Below are 17,748 nucleotides of genomic sequence, written 5' to 3'. Positions count from 1 at the left end.
TGCGAACTGGAACCCAACGGGCGGCTACGCGGCGGCAATTCTTGACTGCGGGCGGGCCCCGCAGTTGCATCTTGTGTCGGTATTGGCCGTGCCCGGAATGGCGTTCGGGAAGGGAACAACGACCCCACCGACCGCGAGCAAACCTGTGCCGTGCCCCGGCGCGGTCGCATCTGACACACCCTCCGGGACGGCTTCCGCCGCGACCGGACGTACCACCCGCAGGTCCTTGATGGCACCGCCGTGGAGTCCCTCAAGTGCCGCCTTGATGTCATCGTCCGTCAGGTCCGCGAGGACCTTGGCGGCGCTCGGCAAGCCGCGCACCCCGTCCCGCCGATAGGTCGCGTCCATCGCCAGGGGCTTCGCGGTGCCGCAATTGGGGGACAAAGCTCTCTGAATGAGCTTCCACAGGGGATTGTCCCCCAATTGGCCGGCTCGCTGACCGTCCTTCTTGGCGGCGTCGGCGCTGGTCCAGAGATCCGGGAACGCTGCGGCGCGTAGGCCCGCGTTCGCCGGTAGAACGCCCCCGCGCACCAGGGCGGACACGGCGCGCGACGGCACCAGGTCGGACCATGGCAGGACGGCGTCGTACGTGATGTCCAACACCACGGAGGAGGCGACGATCACCAGGGCAGGGCGGATCCGATGAATCAGGCGGAGGCGGTCGACCACCTGCTCCAACTCGCGTTCCCGGCACTGCTCGAGGACAGCCTGAATGCGGGGGGCGGGGTGGGCTTCGACCAGGGCAACGGATTCGGAGCCGTCCCGCATGCGGCGCCGGCGCTCCACTTTCGGCAGACGGTTTGCGCCCAGGAATGCCAGTGGCATGACAGCGTCGAAGAACAGGGCTCGGGCCAGATTTTCGACGGCAAGGACCGTCGGTTGCAGGCGGCCGGCGACGATGACGGCGGCGTAGTCACGATAGTCGTCCGAGCCGCGCAGACCACCCAGATGCCCGAGAGGGGAAATCTTGGCGATGGCGGGGTTCTTGGAAATGGCACGGGCCACGGTGGCGGTGGTGTCCGGGTGGTCCCGCAGGGTCGGCAGGATGGCCTTGTAGGTTGCCAGCAGCGTCGGCCCGGCGGTCGCGCTGACGACCTCGAATAGGTTGGCGAGGGCGAGACGGTTGTTGCGGGCAAACGTCCGGCCCGCGTTGGAGCCGCCGTTCTTGTCGGCGAGTTCCACCAGGGACGATTGCCCCAGCGCGCGGTCGGTCAGACCGACGACGAGGGCCTTGCGCTCGACGTCCAGCCGGACGATGCGGATGGTCGGAAACCAGAGACGGACGATCTCCGGGTCCATCGAGGCGTCCAGTAGCAGGACCGGAGCCTCGGCCGGGACGCCGCGCAGGTCGGATCGCTTGAACCAGGCGATGACGGTCCGGCGAGCGTCGGTTGGACCGGCCTTGCCCAGGGTCACGGAGTGGAGCGCGGAGCGGGCGGTTTCGATCTCCACGGCGAGGGCGCGCCACAGTCCGGCGAGGCGGGAGGCCGGCGTGGGGGTATGGGCCTCCAGGACGGCGCCGATGGCGGTGTCCGCCATGGCCGGGTCGATGGCCGGCGCGGCGCTCTCTCCCTCCAGCCGCGCGGCCCGCCGGCAGTCGTCGGCCGTCAGGCCGTGGGCCGGCCAGTCGGCCGGGGCTGTGCCGGCCAGCATGAGCTGGTGGACGAGGCCGGCGCGCCTGACGAGCCAGGCACGGGCCAGTCCGAGGGTGAAGTCGTCTTCGTCGACGGGAGCGTCGCCCAGCCAGACCCGGTCGGCCAGCCAGTCCTCGAGGTTGATGCTGCGCTCCTTGATGGCGACCTGCCACCAACTTTCGTCGATGATGACCGCGTCCGGCTTCCGCTGCCCGCTGGGCGCCGGCGTCGTCAGGTATGCGTGCGGCGCGAAGAACAGACCCGGCCGGGCGTCGTTCGACTGCTGGTAGTGGGCGCAGCGGTGGGCCATAGGGCAGAGAAGGGCGACCGGCGAACCATCCTGAACGGCAAAGCGCTCGCACAGATTGCGGTAGGCGGACAGACCTTTCCTTTGGAGCGCATTGACGAGGGCGGCCCGGCCACAGACCGCCGCGCCAGCGACGTCGACCGCCTCCCGTCCGCGCAGGACGCCGACGGGCGGCAGGGGGGGCGGCGGCTCCCAGATCTCCAACGGATCGGAATCCCCGCGCTCGGCCTCGGCGACGGCCTCGAGATTGGCGATGGCCTTGCCGGCCAACTCGTCCCCGAGGTTGAGACGCGGGACGAAGAACGTCACCCGAAGGCCGGCGCGCAGCAGTGGCAGGACGGCCTCGAGCAGGGTCGTCGATTTCCCCAAGCCGGCGGCACCCCGGATGCCGATCACGGTCCGGGCACCTCCTTTTGGGCCGGCGAGCGCCGCCGCGGCCCAAGTCTCGGCCTCCCGCCGCAGAAGGGTCTGCGCCTCGGCCGCCGGTAGGGTGTCGACGGTGTAGTGCGGTTGGGGCGGTTCGACGCCACCGCGTTCGAATTCCCTGAGATCAGCCATGTCTTCCCGCCCGGAGCGGGAACCGCGGCAACGCGGATCGTCCCATGTGCCCTCCTCGGGCCACATCCGGGCTTGTCGACGACAGGCGTGGGCCTATCTCGACGAGTGTGATCGAGCCGGACGTGGCGCAACACGTTTCGACCGATGGAGCGCCCGGGTCCTACCCCGGGCGCTTCGCATTTCGGCCCCGGCGACGCCGGAGCGCCCCCGAAATAGACACCGGCTTCCTCCCCACAAGGCGCTGCGTCGGAGAGCGGGACCTTTCAATGACTCCGGTCGAAGAACCTCATGCGAGGTCGATCACGACTCCTATCATTCCGGAGACAGAGCCTGTGCCAGGCCCACCGTCAGCGGTTCTCCTCATCGTGACCTCGGTGACGATGTACGGAGCAACCGTCTTGGGCCTGCCTGCCGCGACGATTTCCGAGGGCCATTTCGTGTCGTCCAGGCAGTCAGCGAGGCCAACGCCGGGTCAGAGTGCGCGCAGGATCGCCCGATCATCGCGGCGGACACATCCGGCAGTCCGGCAGTCGGTCGTTCTCCGGAACCCAGACCTCAACCACAACAACGAAAAGAACACGGGTGATTGGTTCCCGTGTCGCACGGCCGTATGGACGGCCTCCCAGGTTTGGCGGCGGCGCATCGCGGGTGAACGTTGAGGTCGAAACAGAGGCGAGCAAGTTCGCCGGTTTGTTCACGACGCACTTCATCACCTGCATCGCGGCCCGCCGACCGTGAGCGTCGACGATGAGCATGTTCGCTTGTGGAGCGGCGTGCGGCGGCGATGTCGAGGATGCGATCAATCTGTCCGGTGTGTGCGGCCTCGCCGACGGCGTCTCGAGGCTGGGCGTGCCGCTCGGCGGCTATGCCGACCTTCCGCTCTGACGGGACGCGTCAGCGCCATGCCCTGAAATAGACCGCCAACGCCAGCCCCATCAGGGCCACGGCGACCGCCGGCAGCGGGAGCCCTTCCGACTGTAGCGCCAACCAGGCGACACCAAGCGAGGCAAGGGCCAGCGCGCATGCGAACTGCGCGCGCAGCAGCCATCTGCGGGGGATTCGGTCGGGCGGAGTCATGGGCTAGACTCTACGCGAGGCTGGTGGGGAGATCGAGATGGGCGATCGGGTAGAGAGGCGGGCGACGAGGAGGAGCAGGATGCGGAAACGAATCTTCATGCCTTCCCGCACCGTGGGGCCGCAGGGCTGGTACAACCTCTCTCACCGGTGGTACCCGACCCTCTCCCTGTGGCGGAACCGCAGATGGAGCCATTATGGGGCGCGGTTCAGTCAGGCGCCTCCGGGCATGCTGCTGAAGGGGCCGAGATGGACCCGCGGCTGGGGCATTGCGTGCAGCCGGCAGGCGTTGCCGACGAGCGAGCGGTTTCTCGCCCGCCTCCGCGCCGGACGGCATCAGACGTCGCCGGTTGTCGCGGTGGAACTGCTGATCGAATCCACGCGCTATGCCACTCTGACGTTCCACGAGCAGACCGCCGCGGTTCGAGACGTTGTACAGCGCTATGGGCCGGGAAGGTCGAGGTGATCAGGCCGGTCTGGCGCTTCAAGCGTCGGATCTTCCGCGCACGCTGCGCATGTGGGTGCGAACGGGGCCTTTCATGCGCCGCAACGCCACCTGGAGGAGCCTGACGGGTGCAACGCATGAGGTGGCTGCGGCTCTCGAGGGTGGGGCTCGGCCTTGGGAGCATGCGGTCGATCATACCTGAAGCGGCGCGCCGGGCCGCCGCATCCCTCGAGGACTCAAGACCGGCGGCGGAGGTGGCCGCTTTCGTACCGGACAAATCGCAGCTCATCGTGGTGAAAGAGGCAAAGGGGGGAACCATGACGAACGAAGACAGCGCGTTTTGGGAGACCGACGCCGTCACAGGCGTGACATGCCTCAGCACCGGATCCTGGACGGCTCTCGTGGCACGCAAGAGCGATGGATGGCACTACCTCGTCCACAGCGGCGAACGTGCCGGCGGGTTCATCGGGGCGTCGATCCAGAGCCAGCGGGGCTTCCAGAAGCGTGCGGAGGCGCAGCAGGCGGCCGAAGCCGTCATGGTGGAACAGGGCGCGCTGTCCGCGCATGCGGCGGCGGAGCTCATCCGGCAGCGGCTGCCTCGGCGCGGGGGCAGAGAATGAGCGATCTGCTCCTGGACTGGTCCCCTCTCAAAAGCTCCGGCAGGCGGGACGTCCTCACGTCCTGGAGGCCGCCAGGCTCCGGCGGTGACGGCTGGCTCCTGATGGTCTGGCCCTCGCTCCAGCCGGGAATCGGATGGGGGTGGCGGACGAACCTGTATGCAGCCATCCGGCCTGGGATCGGGCGGGCGGAGAACCAACTGGAGGCGCAGCAGTCGGCTGAGAATGCGCTGATGGAGATGCTGACGGCGCACCAGCGTGTGGAACTTCTACGGGAAAGGGATGGACAATGGACAAAGCTGTGCAGATCCGGTTGATGAGGGACAATCCTGAGGAGGTCAGGCGCGTGACGGCAATGCTGGCGCAGCTGCCGGGCATCGCCTTCACCGGCACCGCGCCGAACCGGCGCGGTCCGGGACTGCGGGCCTATGGTGCGGTCGCTGTACCCTCGAGCATGCCCCCGTCTTACAGGCTGGACGATCTGCTCGCCGGCGTCACCGACGCCAACCGACACGGGGAATTTCCCGCCATCGGCAAGGCCGACGATCCTCCGGCGACGGGCCGGGGCGTGCGGGGCCGACGCGCCCGGTGAGTGCTGGTTCGTCACTCTGGAAGGGGCAACCGCCGGGGGGCCCCCCTCGACCATGACCGGCGACGCTATGGCGAAGGGTTGAGACCAGGTTCTGTTCGAAAGCCGAAGCCGCCGTCGATACAGACCTTGGGCCTCAGGGCAGAAACAACGCGGAACTGCCCGGGACTGAGAAAGACCATGGGGACGGGCGTCGATCTCGAAATCCGTCCCCAACCGACCGGCTGCACGGCATCAGCGATTCCGCCAGGCCGGCAGCCTTACCGGGTGCGATGCTCACCCGGCGGTGCATCTCCCACCGCGATGAGGGCGAGCCTCCGGATGATGTCCGCCCGATCGCCCTGTGACAATCCGGCGAAGTGGTCACTCAGATGGGCTTGGCACAGCGCTTCACGGGCTTCGGCCGGAGTCGGCAGCCGGTCGATCACTTCGCTGGAATCGTAGAGTCCGTCGGGCGTATAGCGGTGGATCATCACGACGCAACGCTCGAGTGACACGGCGACCGTTCGTGTCGGGCGGCGGCCGTCGAGATGAATGAGGATGTGACGGTTGGGCTGCATGGATCGGGTCTCGCTCCTGACGGTGAGGATCAGTCGGCGCTGCCCAGGCAGTCGGAAGGCCAGGACGCGTGGGGCAGAACCCGATGGATGCGGCGGACACGCATGACCGTGCCGGACGATAGCCCGACCGTCTCTGCGATCACCCGGATCGGCGTGCCGGTCGCAGTCAGGGCGAGGATCTCGGCGACGCGTTTGGGCGTGGCGCGGCGGTAAGGGCGGCTGTTCCGGCGCAACGATGGCCTATCGGCGTCCGGCAGTGCCTCGAGGAGAGCGGCGGCCCGCAGGATGCTGACGCCGTCGATGCCGTCCTGCAGCAGGGTGACGCGGGTGCCCGCCTCAACGGCGCGGCGCAATGACGCCAGGATCATGCTGCTGCTGGCGCCGAGATGCTCGAGACCCGGAACGAGAAGTTCGTCGTCCTCGGCGAGGAGGGTCAGCAGGGTATCGCGGCCGGCCTGATCGGCGCTGCTGTCCCTCAGGATCCGGGCGCCGGCGATCACGTCGGCGTGCCGATCGAGCAGATCGACCGTCGAGGAAGCGGAAGAGTGGATGTAGACAACGCGCATGGAGGACCTCCTGTCATGACGACGGCGGCCGATTTGTGGATCGGTGCGGTCAAGAGCAGGAGCTGACGCTTATATGGGATCGTGCCGGCGGGGTGGTTCCCGAAAAATGCGCATCACTTACACCGCCTTGGGACGCACCGCCGCCGCTCGGCGGGGTGGCGATCCATGGGGGCGATCCGGCAGAACAGCGGCACCGGTCGGTCATTCCGCCCGTCTTGCCCCGCCACCGGCATCCTGCCGGGCGGCAGATCATGGGCAGGAGATTGCCATGCTTCATCCCGACCTTCTGGATTCCGCCATCGTCGATCCCACTAGGCCCGCCCCTGTCCGCCATCGACCGGGCTCCCTCGCCAATGACGCCCTGACGGTGTTGCGCCATCGGCACCTCCTCGGCAGCTGGCTCCACGCCGACCGCCTCGCCGAACTGCTGGCCGTCGCCTCCGGCTCGCACCGGGCCGGCAAGGCGACGGTGCAGATCGCCAACGAGCTGCGCTCCAAGCTGCTGACCCAGGCCCGGAAGCGGCCCTATCCCGACATCGAGGTGCAGCCCGGTTCCCTCATCCGAGCCGTCGCTCTGTCGGGGGCCGGAGCGCCGGCGACCGTCGCCGGCCTCCCCCGCCCGCTCTCGCGGCACGAGCGCCTCCAGGGGCTGCTGGCCAGCGTTCACCTCCTGCTCGGCGACGCCGTCTATCTCCCGCCCGGTGACCGTGGCCGGCACCCCGAACTGCGAAGCCGGCTGACGCTGACCCTGCCGGCGCTCGGCCAGGCCGCCGCCGAACGGAGCCTCGCCCAGGTCGACGTCGTCGTGCTGCGCGGCGGCCGGCTCCACCGGCTCTACGAGATCGAGACCGACGCCGGCAAGGCCACCAAGGCTCTGGTCCGCCTCAACGACGTTCTGGCGGCTGCCGGGGCGCCGAATGGGGGACTCGTCGTCGCCGTACCCGACGCGCAGCTCGACCGCCTGCGCCTCGAGCTCGAGCGTCCAACCCTACAGGCGCTGCGGGGCATCTGCCGCTCTCTGCCGTTCTCGCGCGTCGAGACCCCCTACGCCCCCTGACGACCTCGGCCGGGACCAGAAACAGCGTGACAATCTGCCCTGGCGCCTTCCGTCGCGGAGGACGCTAGGGCAGGACGATTCGATATGGCCTGGGAGAGGGTGCCGTACCATACCGAGTCGAGATCATACCGGACCATACCGGCCTGTACCGTTCCAGGCCGTACCGTACCGGTTCCTCCGTCGTGTGGATCGTCCTTCTGGTGCCCCTATCTCCGATGCCACCAACCCAGGAGGTGATCACATGTCTGCCACAAAAGCCACGCGTGCGACGGTGCAGGCCGCCTATAACACGCTCCGCAATCAAGGGATCGAGCCCTCAGCCGACAAGATTGTGGAGCTGATCCGCGGCTCAAAGACGACGGTCTGCCGCCACCTGCGTGAGATCGCCGCCGCCTCGCCGCCGCCGGCAACACTGCCCACGCCGTCGTCGGCGCCGCCCTCGGAAGAGGCGCCGGTCGAACTGCCGGTCGAGTGGCGGGAGGCCGTGGACGGGCTGACCCGGACCTTCGCCAGCATCCTGACCACGACGATCGCCGCCGAGAGGGAGCGGTCTCAGCAGCTTTTCGAAGCCGGAGCTGCGGCTCGAGGCGCCGCCGTCGCCGCTGCGCGAGCCGAAGCCGAGGCGCTGTGGCAGGCCTGCGAGGAGAGCCGGCAACAGGCCGAAGCAGACTTCAGCATTGCGGCCGGCGAGGTCGAGGCGCTGCAGGAGATCGTCGCCACCCTGTTGGCCGCCGTGGATCTCGAGGCGTCCGACGACCTCGATGACCTGCGTGCCATTGCCGACCGCGCCCTCGATCGCATTCGCGAGTTGACGGCGGCGGCGGCGCGCGTTCCCGCGTTGGAGACCGACCTCGAGCAGCGGATGGCCGAGGTTCGGACGGCTGAGGGCCGCATCGAGGAACTGCGGGAGGCCGCCGGCCGAGCCGAACGTCAACACGAGGAACTGAGCAAGGTCGCCGCACGCGTTCCCTCGCTGGAGGCCGACCTCGAGCGGTCGAAAGCCGATCTCAGAACGTCTGACGCCCGTATCGAGGAACTGCGGGAAGCTGCCGGCCGGGCCGAGCGCAAATGCGAGGAATTGACCAGGGTCGCCGCCCGCGTTCCCCCGTTGGAGGCCGCCGCGCAAGCCTCCGAGACCCGCATCGCTGAGCTGTCGGCCGCCGCCGCTGCCGGCGCCGAGGCCATCGGGCGGGCCAAGGCGCTGGAGCAGGTCGTCGACCGTCTGACCGGACTGGCCCACACCGCCGTGCCGAAGGCGTCGGTGCCATCTCGGAATGGCGCTCGTTCGCCGAAACACACCGCCGGTAAGGTGACGGGCGCCGGCCACACGGTGAAAGACGTCGATACCCCGCCAGCGAGTGAAGAGACGACATCTGCGGATCAGCCGTTGCCCTTCGCTGACTTGGTGCTAGCTGCACCGCCCTCGATTGACGGGGAATCGCCCAGCCCGCCGATGTCGCCGGCCCCCACCACCTGACGCGCTGAACGGCGGCGACCGCCGTCGCCGTTCTTTCTCTCCTCTCAACCGCAGCTCACCCCGTTGCGCCGCCGTCGTCCTCTGCCATCTCCGCAGTCGTCCTGGCCCCTTGGGGCCGACGGCCAGCCGTGCGCGGTTTACGCCCCCAAGGGGCTCCAACACGCGCAGGGCCGGCCAGGGGCTCCGCCCCGTGGACCCCGCCAGGGAGGGACGCCCTCCCATGGACCCGCCCGCCGGAGAGGCCTGCCTCTCCGGACCCTGCCCAGGAGGTCACGATGCCGAGAACGACCCGACGCCCCGGAAGCATCGGCAGCGGTGGCGAAAAGCGCGCCCTTTCCTGCATCGTCACCTACCGCGTGAAGCCGAGCGAGTTCGACACGCTTCGGCGCGCCGGCGAGGAACGTGGGATGTCGGCGGCGCAGTATGCGCGTGCCGCCGCCCTCTCCGCCACCGGGCATGCCATCCCGAAGATCCGTCGCCCACGGACGGTCGTGGCGCCGCCGGAACTTCAGGCCGCGCTTCCGCTCCTCGGCGCACTACAGAGCGACTTACGGCACATCCGCACGCTCCTCAATCAATTGGCCGCCCGCGGCAACGCCGGCGCCGTCAAGCCGGCCATGGCCGGCTACGCCAAAGCCGAGAAGACCGTTCTGGAATTGGCCGAACGGATCATCGCCGCCACGCTGGGGAAGCGGACACCATGATCGTCAAGACATCTCAGCGCGATGGTGCCGCTTGGCTCGCCGCTCACCTGACCCGCGCCGACACCAACGAATCTGTGGAGATCGTCGGCGGGCGCGACATTGTCGCCTTGGATGTCCACCTCGCTCTCCGCCAGTTCGAGGCGCAATGGAGGCTCTCCGGTTCAAGAGCGCGCGACTTCTTCGTTCACGCCGCCATCTCGCCCGCCCAGCCCCTGTCGGGGGAGCAGTGGGCCGAGGCCTGGAGGATCTATGAATGGCAGCACTGCCTCCATGGACAGCCCTACATCGAGGTGGAGCACGGCAAGCCCGGTGAAACCGGCCGGCCCAGCCACCGGCATCGCGTTTACCTGCGCGTCCGGACGGACGGTCGGGCCGTTCATCTCGCCTTCACACACCGCGTAAACGAGGTCGTCGCCCGGCTCTGCGAATTGAGCTTCGCGCATCCCCTGACGCGGGGCGCCCATAATCGGGCGGTTGTGAACTATCTCGAGCAGAACGGCTACAGCGAAGAAGCCGAACAGCTGAGGAGGTTGACCGCAGGGCGGCGTCCGAGGGCCGCGCGATCGGAGAGCGAAGCACAGCAGGAAAGCCGTTCCGGCTGCAGCAAGGCCGCTGCCGCTGAGATCGTCGCCGCGGCATGGCACTCCGCCGATGGTCCGCACGCGCGCCGCGCCGCCCTGGCCGAGGCAGGCTTCGTTCTCGCTCGGGGCGACCGGCGCGACACGGTGCTCGCCGTCGATGCCGGCGGCGAGTCATGGGCGCTTCATCGCCTGCTGGGGACCGGCGAGCGGGGTGCCTGGACGGCGGCGCGGGTGCGCGGGGACCTCAAGGGCGTCATCGATGCGCTTCCGAGTGTCGAGGAGCTTCGCATCAGCCGGCATGGAGGAACCGATCAGCAGGGTAAGGGGCTGCGCTCGAACAAGGCCGACCCGTTCGTTGGCGCACCGGCAGTCCTGCCGGCCGAACTCGAGACGTCCGCCACGCCGGCGCCGACACTGGAGGATGAGGCCGAGGCGTACTGGGCAAGCGAATTCGACGACGAGATCCCCGTGATATCGGCACCGGCACTGCCGATGCCCGTCATCTGCCGGCTGGGGGCCGACGCGTCGATTCCAGAGGCAAGCTCCGCCTTCGGCTTCCACGGCACCGCGGACGCTGAGGAGGGAGAGGTGGACGGACCGTCGGCGGAACTTGTTCGGCCCGTCACGGCTTCCTCTCCGTTGCCGACGGCGGCTGGAACGGCCGCCGTTCCGCCTGCCGCGCCGGATGTGCGGTCCGGAACCACCTCGAGCGCCGACGTTCCATCGGGCCTCGATCATGTCAGGGCGGCGCCCCTACGGCGGAGGAAGGCGGCGAAGGTCCAGGAGGAAACAGCCAGAGCGAAGATCCCATCGCAGACACCCGCTCAACGATCTCCAATTGCCGATCGGCGGAAGAATCCCGCTCCCGAGCGGGACGATCCCGCCGTGGCTGTCGATCGGAGCGGGAGCCGCGCGGGCACCAAGCCGCCGATGCCGATCAACATGCCGGCCGCCGACCACCTGGACCGCCTTGGGCTCTCGAGTCGTGACCGGCGCCGGCCATCCCCACCCCCGATGCCTGACCGGCTGGAGCGCGAGGACTACGGCGCCCGACAGACTTGGGATCCGTCGTCCGTGTCGCAGATGGAGGAGGCTCGCCGGCACGCTGCGCACAACACCAAGCTGACCACCCGGTTGATCAACGACCTGACGGCTCAGACGCCGAGCCACACGACGTCGGCGGCATCCGCGCTCATCCCGTCCCCCGCTCCCGACGACAGCATCGTGACCCTCCTCAGGATCTACGCCGGCGCCCTGATGGACTGGTGGAACTCTCGCCGGCTCTCGGGTGATGACCCTGATGCCCATCGGCGTCGCCTGGACCAGGCATGGCGGGCACTTCTCATTGCCACCCGGAGCTGGCTGTCGGAACGACTCGCTGGCAGGAGTTCGGAAGCGGTCCAGGCATTCCTGACCCAGGAGATCGGCCGCAACCACCCGGACGCGAGCGAAGCCCATGAGGGTTGGCTTGACCGGAAGTATCAGCCTGCCGCAGCGACCGTCCACGTCATCGACCGGACATCTACAGGCGCCAGCTCCGTCAGAGAAAACAACGGTCCAAGATTCCGAACGGGTTTGGAACGTCCTTGGACTGGCGAATAGAAGCTTCAGCTCAAACGTCTTGAACTTTTTTCGCTGTACGGGGGATGCCGAAAAACGACGGCCCCAAATGGCCCGAGCCGAGGCAGCAGCTGGACATTTCGTCCGGCCCTCCGGCTGAACAGGGTGCAGGATGCGCGGACAGGGGAAGGTCATGATGGTCGGAGGCGCGGAGCCGACTGACAGCGTTCCGCGCCCGCTCTGCGGGTTGCGCTCATGGCCGAGGACGTCGGGCCCATGCGCTTCCGTTCCGCCCAGGAGCGGTTGGTCCGGGGCCTTCTATCCCGCCCTCGAGATGGGGAATGCTCCGTGATGGCCGCGCGTTCCCATCAGCAACCGACTCCGGAGACCCCGCAGGAGTCCAACGACAACAGCTCCAACGCCAAGGCCGAGCAGCTTCTGGAAGACCTTATCCGGGCGCTGGCGCGTGGCGCCGCTCGCAAGGATCACGAACAGGAGTTGGCGGCGAAGAGCGGGCACGTCGACTGACGAGCCCGACGCGATCTTCCAACGCTGGCGCGCCGCGACCGGCGCCATCCATCACAAAACGCTTACATTCGCAAAGGACGAACCCTCAATGAAAGCCGCAATCTACGCCCGCCGCGCCTCCATCACCCAGCAGGATCGGTCGACCGATGTCCAGATCCGGCTGTGTCAGGAATACGTGGAGCGGCATGGCGGAATGATCGTCGCCACCTATTCCGATGACGGGTTCTCCGGCTTGCATCTGGAGACGCGCCCCGGCCTCCAGAGGTTGCTCGAAGACGCGAAGACCGGACTCTTCGACACGGTGATCACCGAAGGGCTGGACTGCCTGTCGCGTGATCCGGCGGGAATCGCGACGATCTTCAAGAGCCTCACCCATAACAACATCACCAGCTACACGTTGGAGGAGGGGGCCATTTCCGAACGGGATGTCGGAAGCACGGGCACGATGAATCCGCTGCTCCTGCGTCGTCTCGCCATCAAAGTGCGTCGTGGGCAGGAGGGGCAGGCGAAAGCGGGATGGGACTCGACCGACCTGCGCGGCAGCCACGAGGCGGAACGGGAACTCGGCTGCAAATAGGAACTCATCCCGGCACTCGCACACATCGCCGCGCTTGAGAACCTTGGAAGGGGGATCGCGAATGCCGGGTGCGTCAAAGTAACGGACCCGTTGCGAGTTCCCCAGCGCCATTCATCCAGCACACACAAACGCGTTTTCAGAGGACGGGACCAGCATGAAAGTCGCGATCTATGCACGCTATTCCTCCGATAATCAGCATGAGCGGTCGATCGAGGATCAGGTCCGTATCTGTCGCCAGCATGCCGAGCGGCAGGGCGGAACGATCGTGGGCGTCTACTCCGACTACGCGATCTCCGGCTCCCATCTGAGGACGCGTCCTCAGGCGCAGAAGTTGCTCGAGGATGCGAAGGCTAACCTGTTCGACACCGTCATCACCGAAGGGCTGGACCGCCTGTCGCGCGACCAGGAGGACATCGCGGCGATCTTCAAGCGGCTCAAGCATCGCAGCATTGTCATCGACACGGTGCAGGAAGGGCTCGTTTCCGAACTGCACATCGGCATGAAGGGCACCATGAATGCCCTGTTCCTCCGTGATCTCGCCTTCAAGGTGCGTCGCGGGCAGGAGGGGCGGGCAAAAGAGGGGAGGGTTCCGGCCGGCCTGAGCTATGGCTACGACGTAGTGCGGGAATTCGATGAAAAGGGAAAGCTCGTTCGCGGCAAGCGACTCGTGAACGAGGGGCAGGCCGCTGTCATTCGAGAGATATTCGACAAGGTCTCCTTGGGGTTCAGCCCCCGGGCGATCGCGAAGGATCTGAACAGCCGCGGCATTCCCTCGCCGGATGGCGGGAAATGGAACGCGTCGACGATCAACGGGAACGCCGCTCGACGGAACGGCATTCTCTACAATGAAGCGTATATTGGGATCCTGATCTACAACCGATTGCGGATGGACAAGGATCCCGACACCGGAAAGCGTGTTTCTCGGCTGAACAAGCTCGAGGACTGGAAGATTACCGAAGTTCCCGGACTTCGCATCGTGACGGACGAGCAGTGGGACCGGGTGCAGGCGGTCAAGGCCGGCTTCTCCAATCGGCGGGGAGCGGAGCACGCCCGCCGGCCGAAGCACCTCCTCTCCGGGCTGGTCCGCTGCGGCTGCTGCGGCGGGTCCTACACCGTCAAGTCCAAGGACCAGCTCGCCTGCTCCACGTACCGGGAGTCGGGAACCTGCGAGAACAACCGGACAATCCGCGTGGGCGACCTTCAGGAGCGGGTCATTGCCGGCATCAAGAGCCGCCTCCTATCGTCCGCGTCCGTCGCCCTCTTCGTGAAGGTCTATGGCGAGGAGCGTCGGCGCCTCGAGAAGGAGGGGCAACGCGGGCGCGAGGACATTGCCGCGCGCCTCGGGAAGCTCACGCGGCAGATCGACAACATCGTCAACGCGATCGCGGACGGCGTCGCGAGCACGACCATGCGCGAGAAGCTGGCCTCGCTCGAGGAGGAGAAAGTCGCGGCGGAGGCCGAACTCGCAGCCATCCAAAGAATGGAGGGGAGGGCCGGCGGCGTGGTCGAGTTCCCCACGGCGACGATCGACCACTACCGGCAACAGGTCGAGTCGCTGTGCGAGGACGCCTTCGTGAACGATGTCGCGCGGCAAGAAGCGATGAACGCCGCCCGGGCTTTGATCGCCCGCGTCGATGTTCATCCCGGGGAGCGGCGGGGCCAGACCCAAGTCAAGGCGTTCGGGCTGATCGAAAAACTGATAAGCCCCGCCCAGGATTACCTGGGCGGGGCTTCCAGTGCAGCCGGGAGGACTGCAACGATGGTAGCAGCGGCCCGCTACCGACGGGACAGTAATGATCGGCTGACCATAACGGTGGCCTGCTGACGGGCTGGAGCGGCGCCCCTTACGCCAGCGCTGAAAATCCCCTAGGAAACTTCACTTCCTAATGGTTCGCTGTCTGTATAAGTTTTGATTATCTTGGGAAGTCACCGAGCGGTTCGGCAGACAAGGGAAGCAGACACACCAGCGCTCGAAGGTTAACCCTCGCGCCGGTCCCTTGGGAAGATGCTTCTGCATCTAAGTATTTCTTTGATCGTCTGGCAGCGCGTCATTCCGCCGCATCTTGCGTCACAATTCGTCAGCAAAACTGCCGCGAAAGGCTGTTTGCGTCGCATTTTGCATACTGAGTTATGCAACCATTACTCACGCGAAATCAAATACCCCCTTTTGGGAGCTTTTTGATCGCGCTATGGTGTTTCTGCGAGTGCGGCCCTGCTCGGAAGAGTGGGGCCGGGGGAGTGGGAGTTCCCCCGGCTCGCGAGCACACCGGTCTGGACCCGGCGCACCAACCATTGTCCATCCCCCTCGTACGCGAGGGCTGGACGCCGCCCACTGTCGGCCGACGCCGATGTGTAGCAATTGGAGTGCCTACCGTGTCCGCTTTTTCCGGGGTTCGCCCCTACTTGCCGCGCCGCAGCCGCGCGCCAGGGGCGCCGTCGTTCAGCAGCTCGATCCCCTCGTTCAGCAGCACGCGCAGCACGGCATTTATGGCCGTGGTCGTGGCGTTGATTGGCCCGTCTATCGCTTCCCAGCGCTTGATGGTGTTCGCCGATACCGGGCTGACCTGAGAAGCCTCCTCCGCCAGCTTCTGTTGCGACCAGCGCAGCAGTGCCCGCGCGGCTCGGAGTTGCTCCCCCTTTAACTCCAACACAGTCACGTCAATCCCCGAATTAGCTGTTTGGCTAAAACTAACACCAAAGAGCTTGACCGCCAAGCGCCACCGAGTTACCTATTTAGCCAACGTATAGACCATACAGCCAATGGAGACAGCTTTGATCCGCCGCTCGCTCCTTCTCGCCGCCGCTGCGCTGTCCCTGTTCAGCGCGCCGGCCGCCGCCGAGAACCTGAAGCTCCGCATCGCCACCGAGGGCGCCTTCGCGCCGTGGAACGCCACCACCGCGGACGGCAAGCTGGTCGGGTTCGAGGTGGATCTGGTGCGCGACCTCTGCCGCCGGATAGAGGCCGACTGCGAAGTCGTGGCGCAAGATTGGGACGGCATCCTGCCGGGCCTCCAGCAGGGCCGGTATGACGCGGTGATCGCGGGCGTCAGCATCACCCCCGAGCGCGAGCGGATGGTCGACTTCAGCGCCGCCTATGCCGCCGATCCGGCCATGTTCGCCGTCCAGCACGGTTCGCCGCTCGGCGGTTCCTTCCCGGCTATCGCGCGGATCGACCTTGCGGCTGGCGATGGCCAGCCGGGCGTCGCGGCGATGGCGAAGGCGCTGGAGGGCAAGACGGTGGCGGTCCAGGTCCAGACGATCCACGCCCGGATGATGGAGACGCTGTTTCCCGGCGTCACGGTGCGCAGCTACGAGAAGATCGACCACGCGGCGCTCGATCTGGCCGCCGGCCGCGTCGACGCGCTGCTGGGCAACCGGTCGGCGCTGGAAGCCATCACGAAGGCCGACGGGCGGGTGGCGGTGGCCGGGCCGGCATTCAGCCGGGGCGTATTGGGCGCGGGGGTGGGGGTTGCGGTGCGCAAGGGGAATCCGCTGGCCGGACGCATCACCAGGGCTATCGCCAGCGCGGCCGAAGATGGCACCGCTTCGCGCCTGTCGGCGCAATGGTTTGGCTACGACGTTTCGGTTCGATAGCCGAGTAGGCGCCCGGCCTTTGGCGAGGCCGGGCGCCCGTTACCGGACGACGGCAGATCGTCCGGCAATTCGTTCCCATGGAGAGCAAGCACCAATGAGAACCAGCGACGATACCACCACCAGCGCCGGCAACGAAACGGCGGCTGGTGATGGCCGGCTCGCGGCCGACACCAGCATGATCCCCTCGCTCGGAATGACGCTGCGGGAGGCGGTCGAAGCTGTCCGCCGGTTGCTGGCCGCGCACCAGACGGACGAGACCGTGGCGACTCGGTGGATGCCGATGATCGACGCGATCCTCGCGGCCACCCCGCACACGGTCGGCGATACGATGGCGATCCTCGATCAACTGCTGTGCCCTGATACCGGCCTGCCGTCCTACACCACTGCGGAGGGGAAGGCGGACGTCACCGCCCTCAACAGCATCAGGGCGTTCCTCGCCGGCATCCAGGTCTCGCATCAACTGCGGGAGGCCGCGGGGCTGCCGTGCATGGAGGCCGCCTTCGTTGCCGAGGCGCCGGCCATGCTGAACGTCCCGGCCGTGCCGGCTGACCGCCTGTTGGAGGCTGCCGCCGTCAAGGCGGGCATCACCCCCGAACAGGCGCGGCTGGTCTACGACTCGATGATGGCGCCTTTCTTAGCCGGGAGGGCCGCGTGACCAAGATCCTCCAGTTCCGGCCGGCGGCGATCCAGCCGCCCGCCTGCGAGGTGGTGGTCCAGCGCCGCACGGTTCGGCAGGCGCTGGACTGGCAGCAGGCGATTATGGACGAGGCCCGGCGCTACCCGCACGGCAGCCCCGAACTCGTCCGCTTCCTTCGCGAGTCCGGTCTGCTGCCCCGCTGTAGCTTCCTGTCGTCCGAGCAGGGCGGCGGGCCGCTACTCTTCCGGTTCATCGGCAGGCCCGCCTTGGACACGCTGGGCGAAGCCTGGGGCCGGATGGTGCTGGGCAAGCCGGAGGTGGAGGATCCCCATTGCGAGTTCTCGGCGGCCATTGCGCGGGAATACGCCGAGGCCATCGAGAGCGGGGAAGCCGTGGTCAACGAGGTGTCGGTGACCGGGATCGGCCGCCCCTTCTCCTTCAGCCATGCGCTGATCGGCTGGCGGCAGGGTCAGCATCGAGCGATCCTGTCGGCGGTGAAGATGCACGACGTTGCAGGTCCGCGACTACTGCGTCCGGTCGAAACCGCATCAGATGCAGCGTGATCCTGCCCTCTCCAGGCTGGTGGAACATGATGGTCGGGTGGCGGTCCATATGCCGCTCCCCGACCGCCCGTTCCGTCCAGATCCTGGAGACGTTGCTTTCGACCAGGGCAACCAGATGAT

17 protein-coding genes are annotated in these 17,748 nt (G+C 67.3%); 13 read left to right on the top strand and 4 right to left on the bottom strand.

Annotated elements, in window-relative coordinates:
* Positions 1–24: 24 nt before the first annotated feature.
* A complete protein-coding gene (locus tag ABMY26_RS24015) occupies positions 25–2,499 on the bottom strand; it encodes a hypothetical protein (protein WP_372397134.1) in 2,475 nt (824 codons plus the stop codon).
* A gap of 747 nt (positions 2,500–3,246) precedes the next feature.
* On the opposite strand from ABMY26_RS24015, the gene ABMY26_RS24010 reads away from it, so the two are divergent.
* From ABMY26_RS24010 to ABMY26_RS24000, 3 genes are all read left to right on the top strand, one after another.
* Positions 3,247–3,384, top strand: coding sequence for a hypothetical protein (locus ABMY26_RS24010; protein ID WP_372397133.1), 138 nt, complete (start codon positions 3,247–3,249; stop codon positions 3,382–3,384).
* 951 nt (positions 3,385–4,335) lie between these two features.
* The gene (locus ABMY26_RS24005) at positions 4,336–4,638 is read left to right on the top strand and encodes a hypothetical protein (protein ID WP_372397132.1); all 303 of its coding nucleotides are present in this window, start codon (positions 4,336–4,338) and stop codon (positions 4,636–4,638) included.
* 343 nt (positions 4,639–4,981) lie between these two features.
* Positions 4,982–5,227 carry a hypothetical protein gene (locus ABMY26_RS24000; protein WP_372397131.1) on the top strand — a complete coding sequence of 82 codons (246 nt, stop codon included), beginning with the start codon at positions 4,982–4,984 and terminating at the stop codon, positions 5,225–5,227.
* Between the two features lie 257 nt (positions 5,228–5,484).
* Here ABMY26_RS24000 and ABMY26_RS23995 read toward each other — a convergent pair whose 3' ends face one another.
* Both ABMY26_RS23995 and ABMY26_RS23990 read right to left on the bottom strand, forming a co-directional pair.
* Positions 5,485–5,784 carry a hypothetical protein gene (locus ABMY26_RS23995; RefSeq protein WP_372397130.1) on the bottom strand — a complete coding sequence of 100 codons (300 nt, stop codon included), beginning with the start codon at positions 5,782–5,784 and terminating at the stop codon, positions 5,485–5,487.
* Between the two features lie 29 nt (positions 5,785–5,813).
* On the bottom strand, positions 5,814–6,350 hold the full coding sequence (locus tag ABMY26_RS23990; protein WP_372397129.1) for a hypothetical protein: 537 nt from the start codon (positions 6,348–6,350) through the stop codon (positions 5,814–5,816).
* A 268-nt stretch (positions 6,351–6,618) separates the two neighbouring features.
* Here ABMY26_RS23990 and ABMY26_RS23985 point away from each other — a divergent pair, with 268 nt between their 5' ends.
* The 7 genes from ABMY26_RS23985 (at position 6,619) to ABMY26_RS23955 (ending at position 14,659) form a co-directional block, all read left to right on the top strand.
* Positions 6,619–7,407, top strand: coding sequence for a hypothetical protein (locus ABMY26_RS23985; protein ID WP_372397128.1), 789 nt, complete (start codon positions 6,619–6,621; stop codon positions 7,405–7,407).
* A gap of 241 nt (positions 7,408–7,648) precedes the next feature.
* The gene (locus ABMY26_RS23980; protein ID WP_372397127.1) at positions 7,649–8,884 is read left to right on the top strand and encodes a DNA-binding protein; all 1,236 of its coding nucleotides are present in this window, start codon (positions 7,649–7,651) and stop codon (positions 8,882–8,884) included.
* Positions 8,885–9,159: 275 nt separating this feature from the next.
* A complete protein-coding gene (locus tag ABMY26_RS23975; RefSeq protein ID WP_372397126.1) occupies positions 9,160–9,588 on the top strand; it encodes a hypothetical protein in 429 nt (142 codons plus the stop codon).
* Complete coding sequence (locus ABMY26_RS23970) at positions 9,585–11,771, top strand: hypothetical protein (protein ID WP_372397125.1); 2,187 nt, start codon at positions 9,585–9,587, stop codon at positions 11,769–11,771. Before ABMY26_RS23975 ends, ABMY26_RS23970 begins: the two co-directional genes overlap by 4 nt.
* 309 nt (positions 11,772–12,080) lie before the next feature.
* Complete coding sequence (locus ABMY26_RS23965; RefSeq protein WP_372397124.1) at positions 12,081–12,257, top strand: hypothetical protein; 177 nt, start codon at positions 12,081–12,083, stop codon at positions 12,255–12,257.
* Positions 12,258–12,345: 88 nt separating this feature from the next.
* Positions 12,346–12,834: a recombinase family protein gene (locus ABMY26_RS23960; RefSeq protein WP_372397123.1), complete on the top strand. Its 489-nt coding sequence runs from the start codon at positions 12,346–12,348 to the stop codon at positions 12,832–12,834.
* A 154-nt stretch (positions 12,835–12,988) separates the two neighbouring features.
* Entirely contained in the window at positions 12,989–14,659 is a 1,671-nt protein-coding gene (locus ABMY26_RS23955) for a recombinase family protein (protein ID WP_372397122.1), read from the top strand.
* A 574-nt stretch (positions 14,660–15,233) separates the two neighbouring features.
* On the opposite strand, the gene ABMY26_RS23950 is transcribed toward ABMY26_RS23955, so the two are convergent.
* The gene (locus ABMY26_RS23950) at positions 15,234–15,548 is read right to left on the bottom strand and encodes a multiprotein-bridging factor 1 family protein (protein WP_372397121.1); all 315 of its coding nucleotides are present in this window, start codon (positions 15,546–15,548) and stop codon (positions 15,234–15,236) included.
* A 58-nt stretch (positions 15,549–15,606) separates the two neighbouring features.
* Here ABMY26_RS23950 and ABMY26_RS23945 point away from each other — a divergent pair, with 58 nt between their 5' ends.
* The 3 genes from ABMY26_RS23945 to ABMY26_RS23935 all read left to right on the top strand — a co-directional run bounded on the left by ABMY26_RS23945 (position 15,607) and on the right by ABMY26_RS23935 (position 17,628).
* Positions 15,607–16,428: a transporter substrate-binding domain-containing protein gene (locus ABMY26_RS23945; RefSeq protein WP_372397120.1), complete on the top strand. Its 822-nt coding sequence runs from the start codon at positions 15,607–15,609 to the stop codon at positions 16,426–16,428.
* 94 nt (positions 16,429–16,522) lie between these two features.
* Positions 16,523–17,083, top strand: a complete 561-nt coding sequence (locus ABMY26_RS23940) for a hypothetical protein (RefSeq protein WP_372397119.1) — start codon at positions 16,523–16,525, stop codon at positions 17,081–17,083.
* Positions 17,080–17,628 carry a hypothetical protein gene (locus ABMY26_RS23935; RefSeq protein WP_372397118.1) on the top strand — a complete coding sequence of 183 codons (549 nt, stop codon included), beginning with the start codon at positions 17,080–17,082 and terminating at the stop codon, positions 17,626–17,628. The genes ABMY26_RS23940 and ABMY26_RS23935 overlap by 4 nt, the downstream gene beginning before the upstream one ends.
* The last annotated feature ends 120 nt before the right edge of the window (positions 17,629–17,748 follow it).

This window comes from Azospirillum sp. HJ39, from assembly GCF_041507355.1.
Taxonomy (GTDB): Bacteria; Pseudomonadota; Alphaproteobacteria; order Azospirillales; family Azospirillaceae; genus Azospirillum; species Azospirillum thiophilum.
This window is presented reverse-complemented; position numbering and strand designations above follow the sequence as displayed.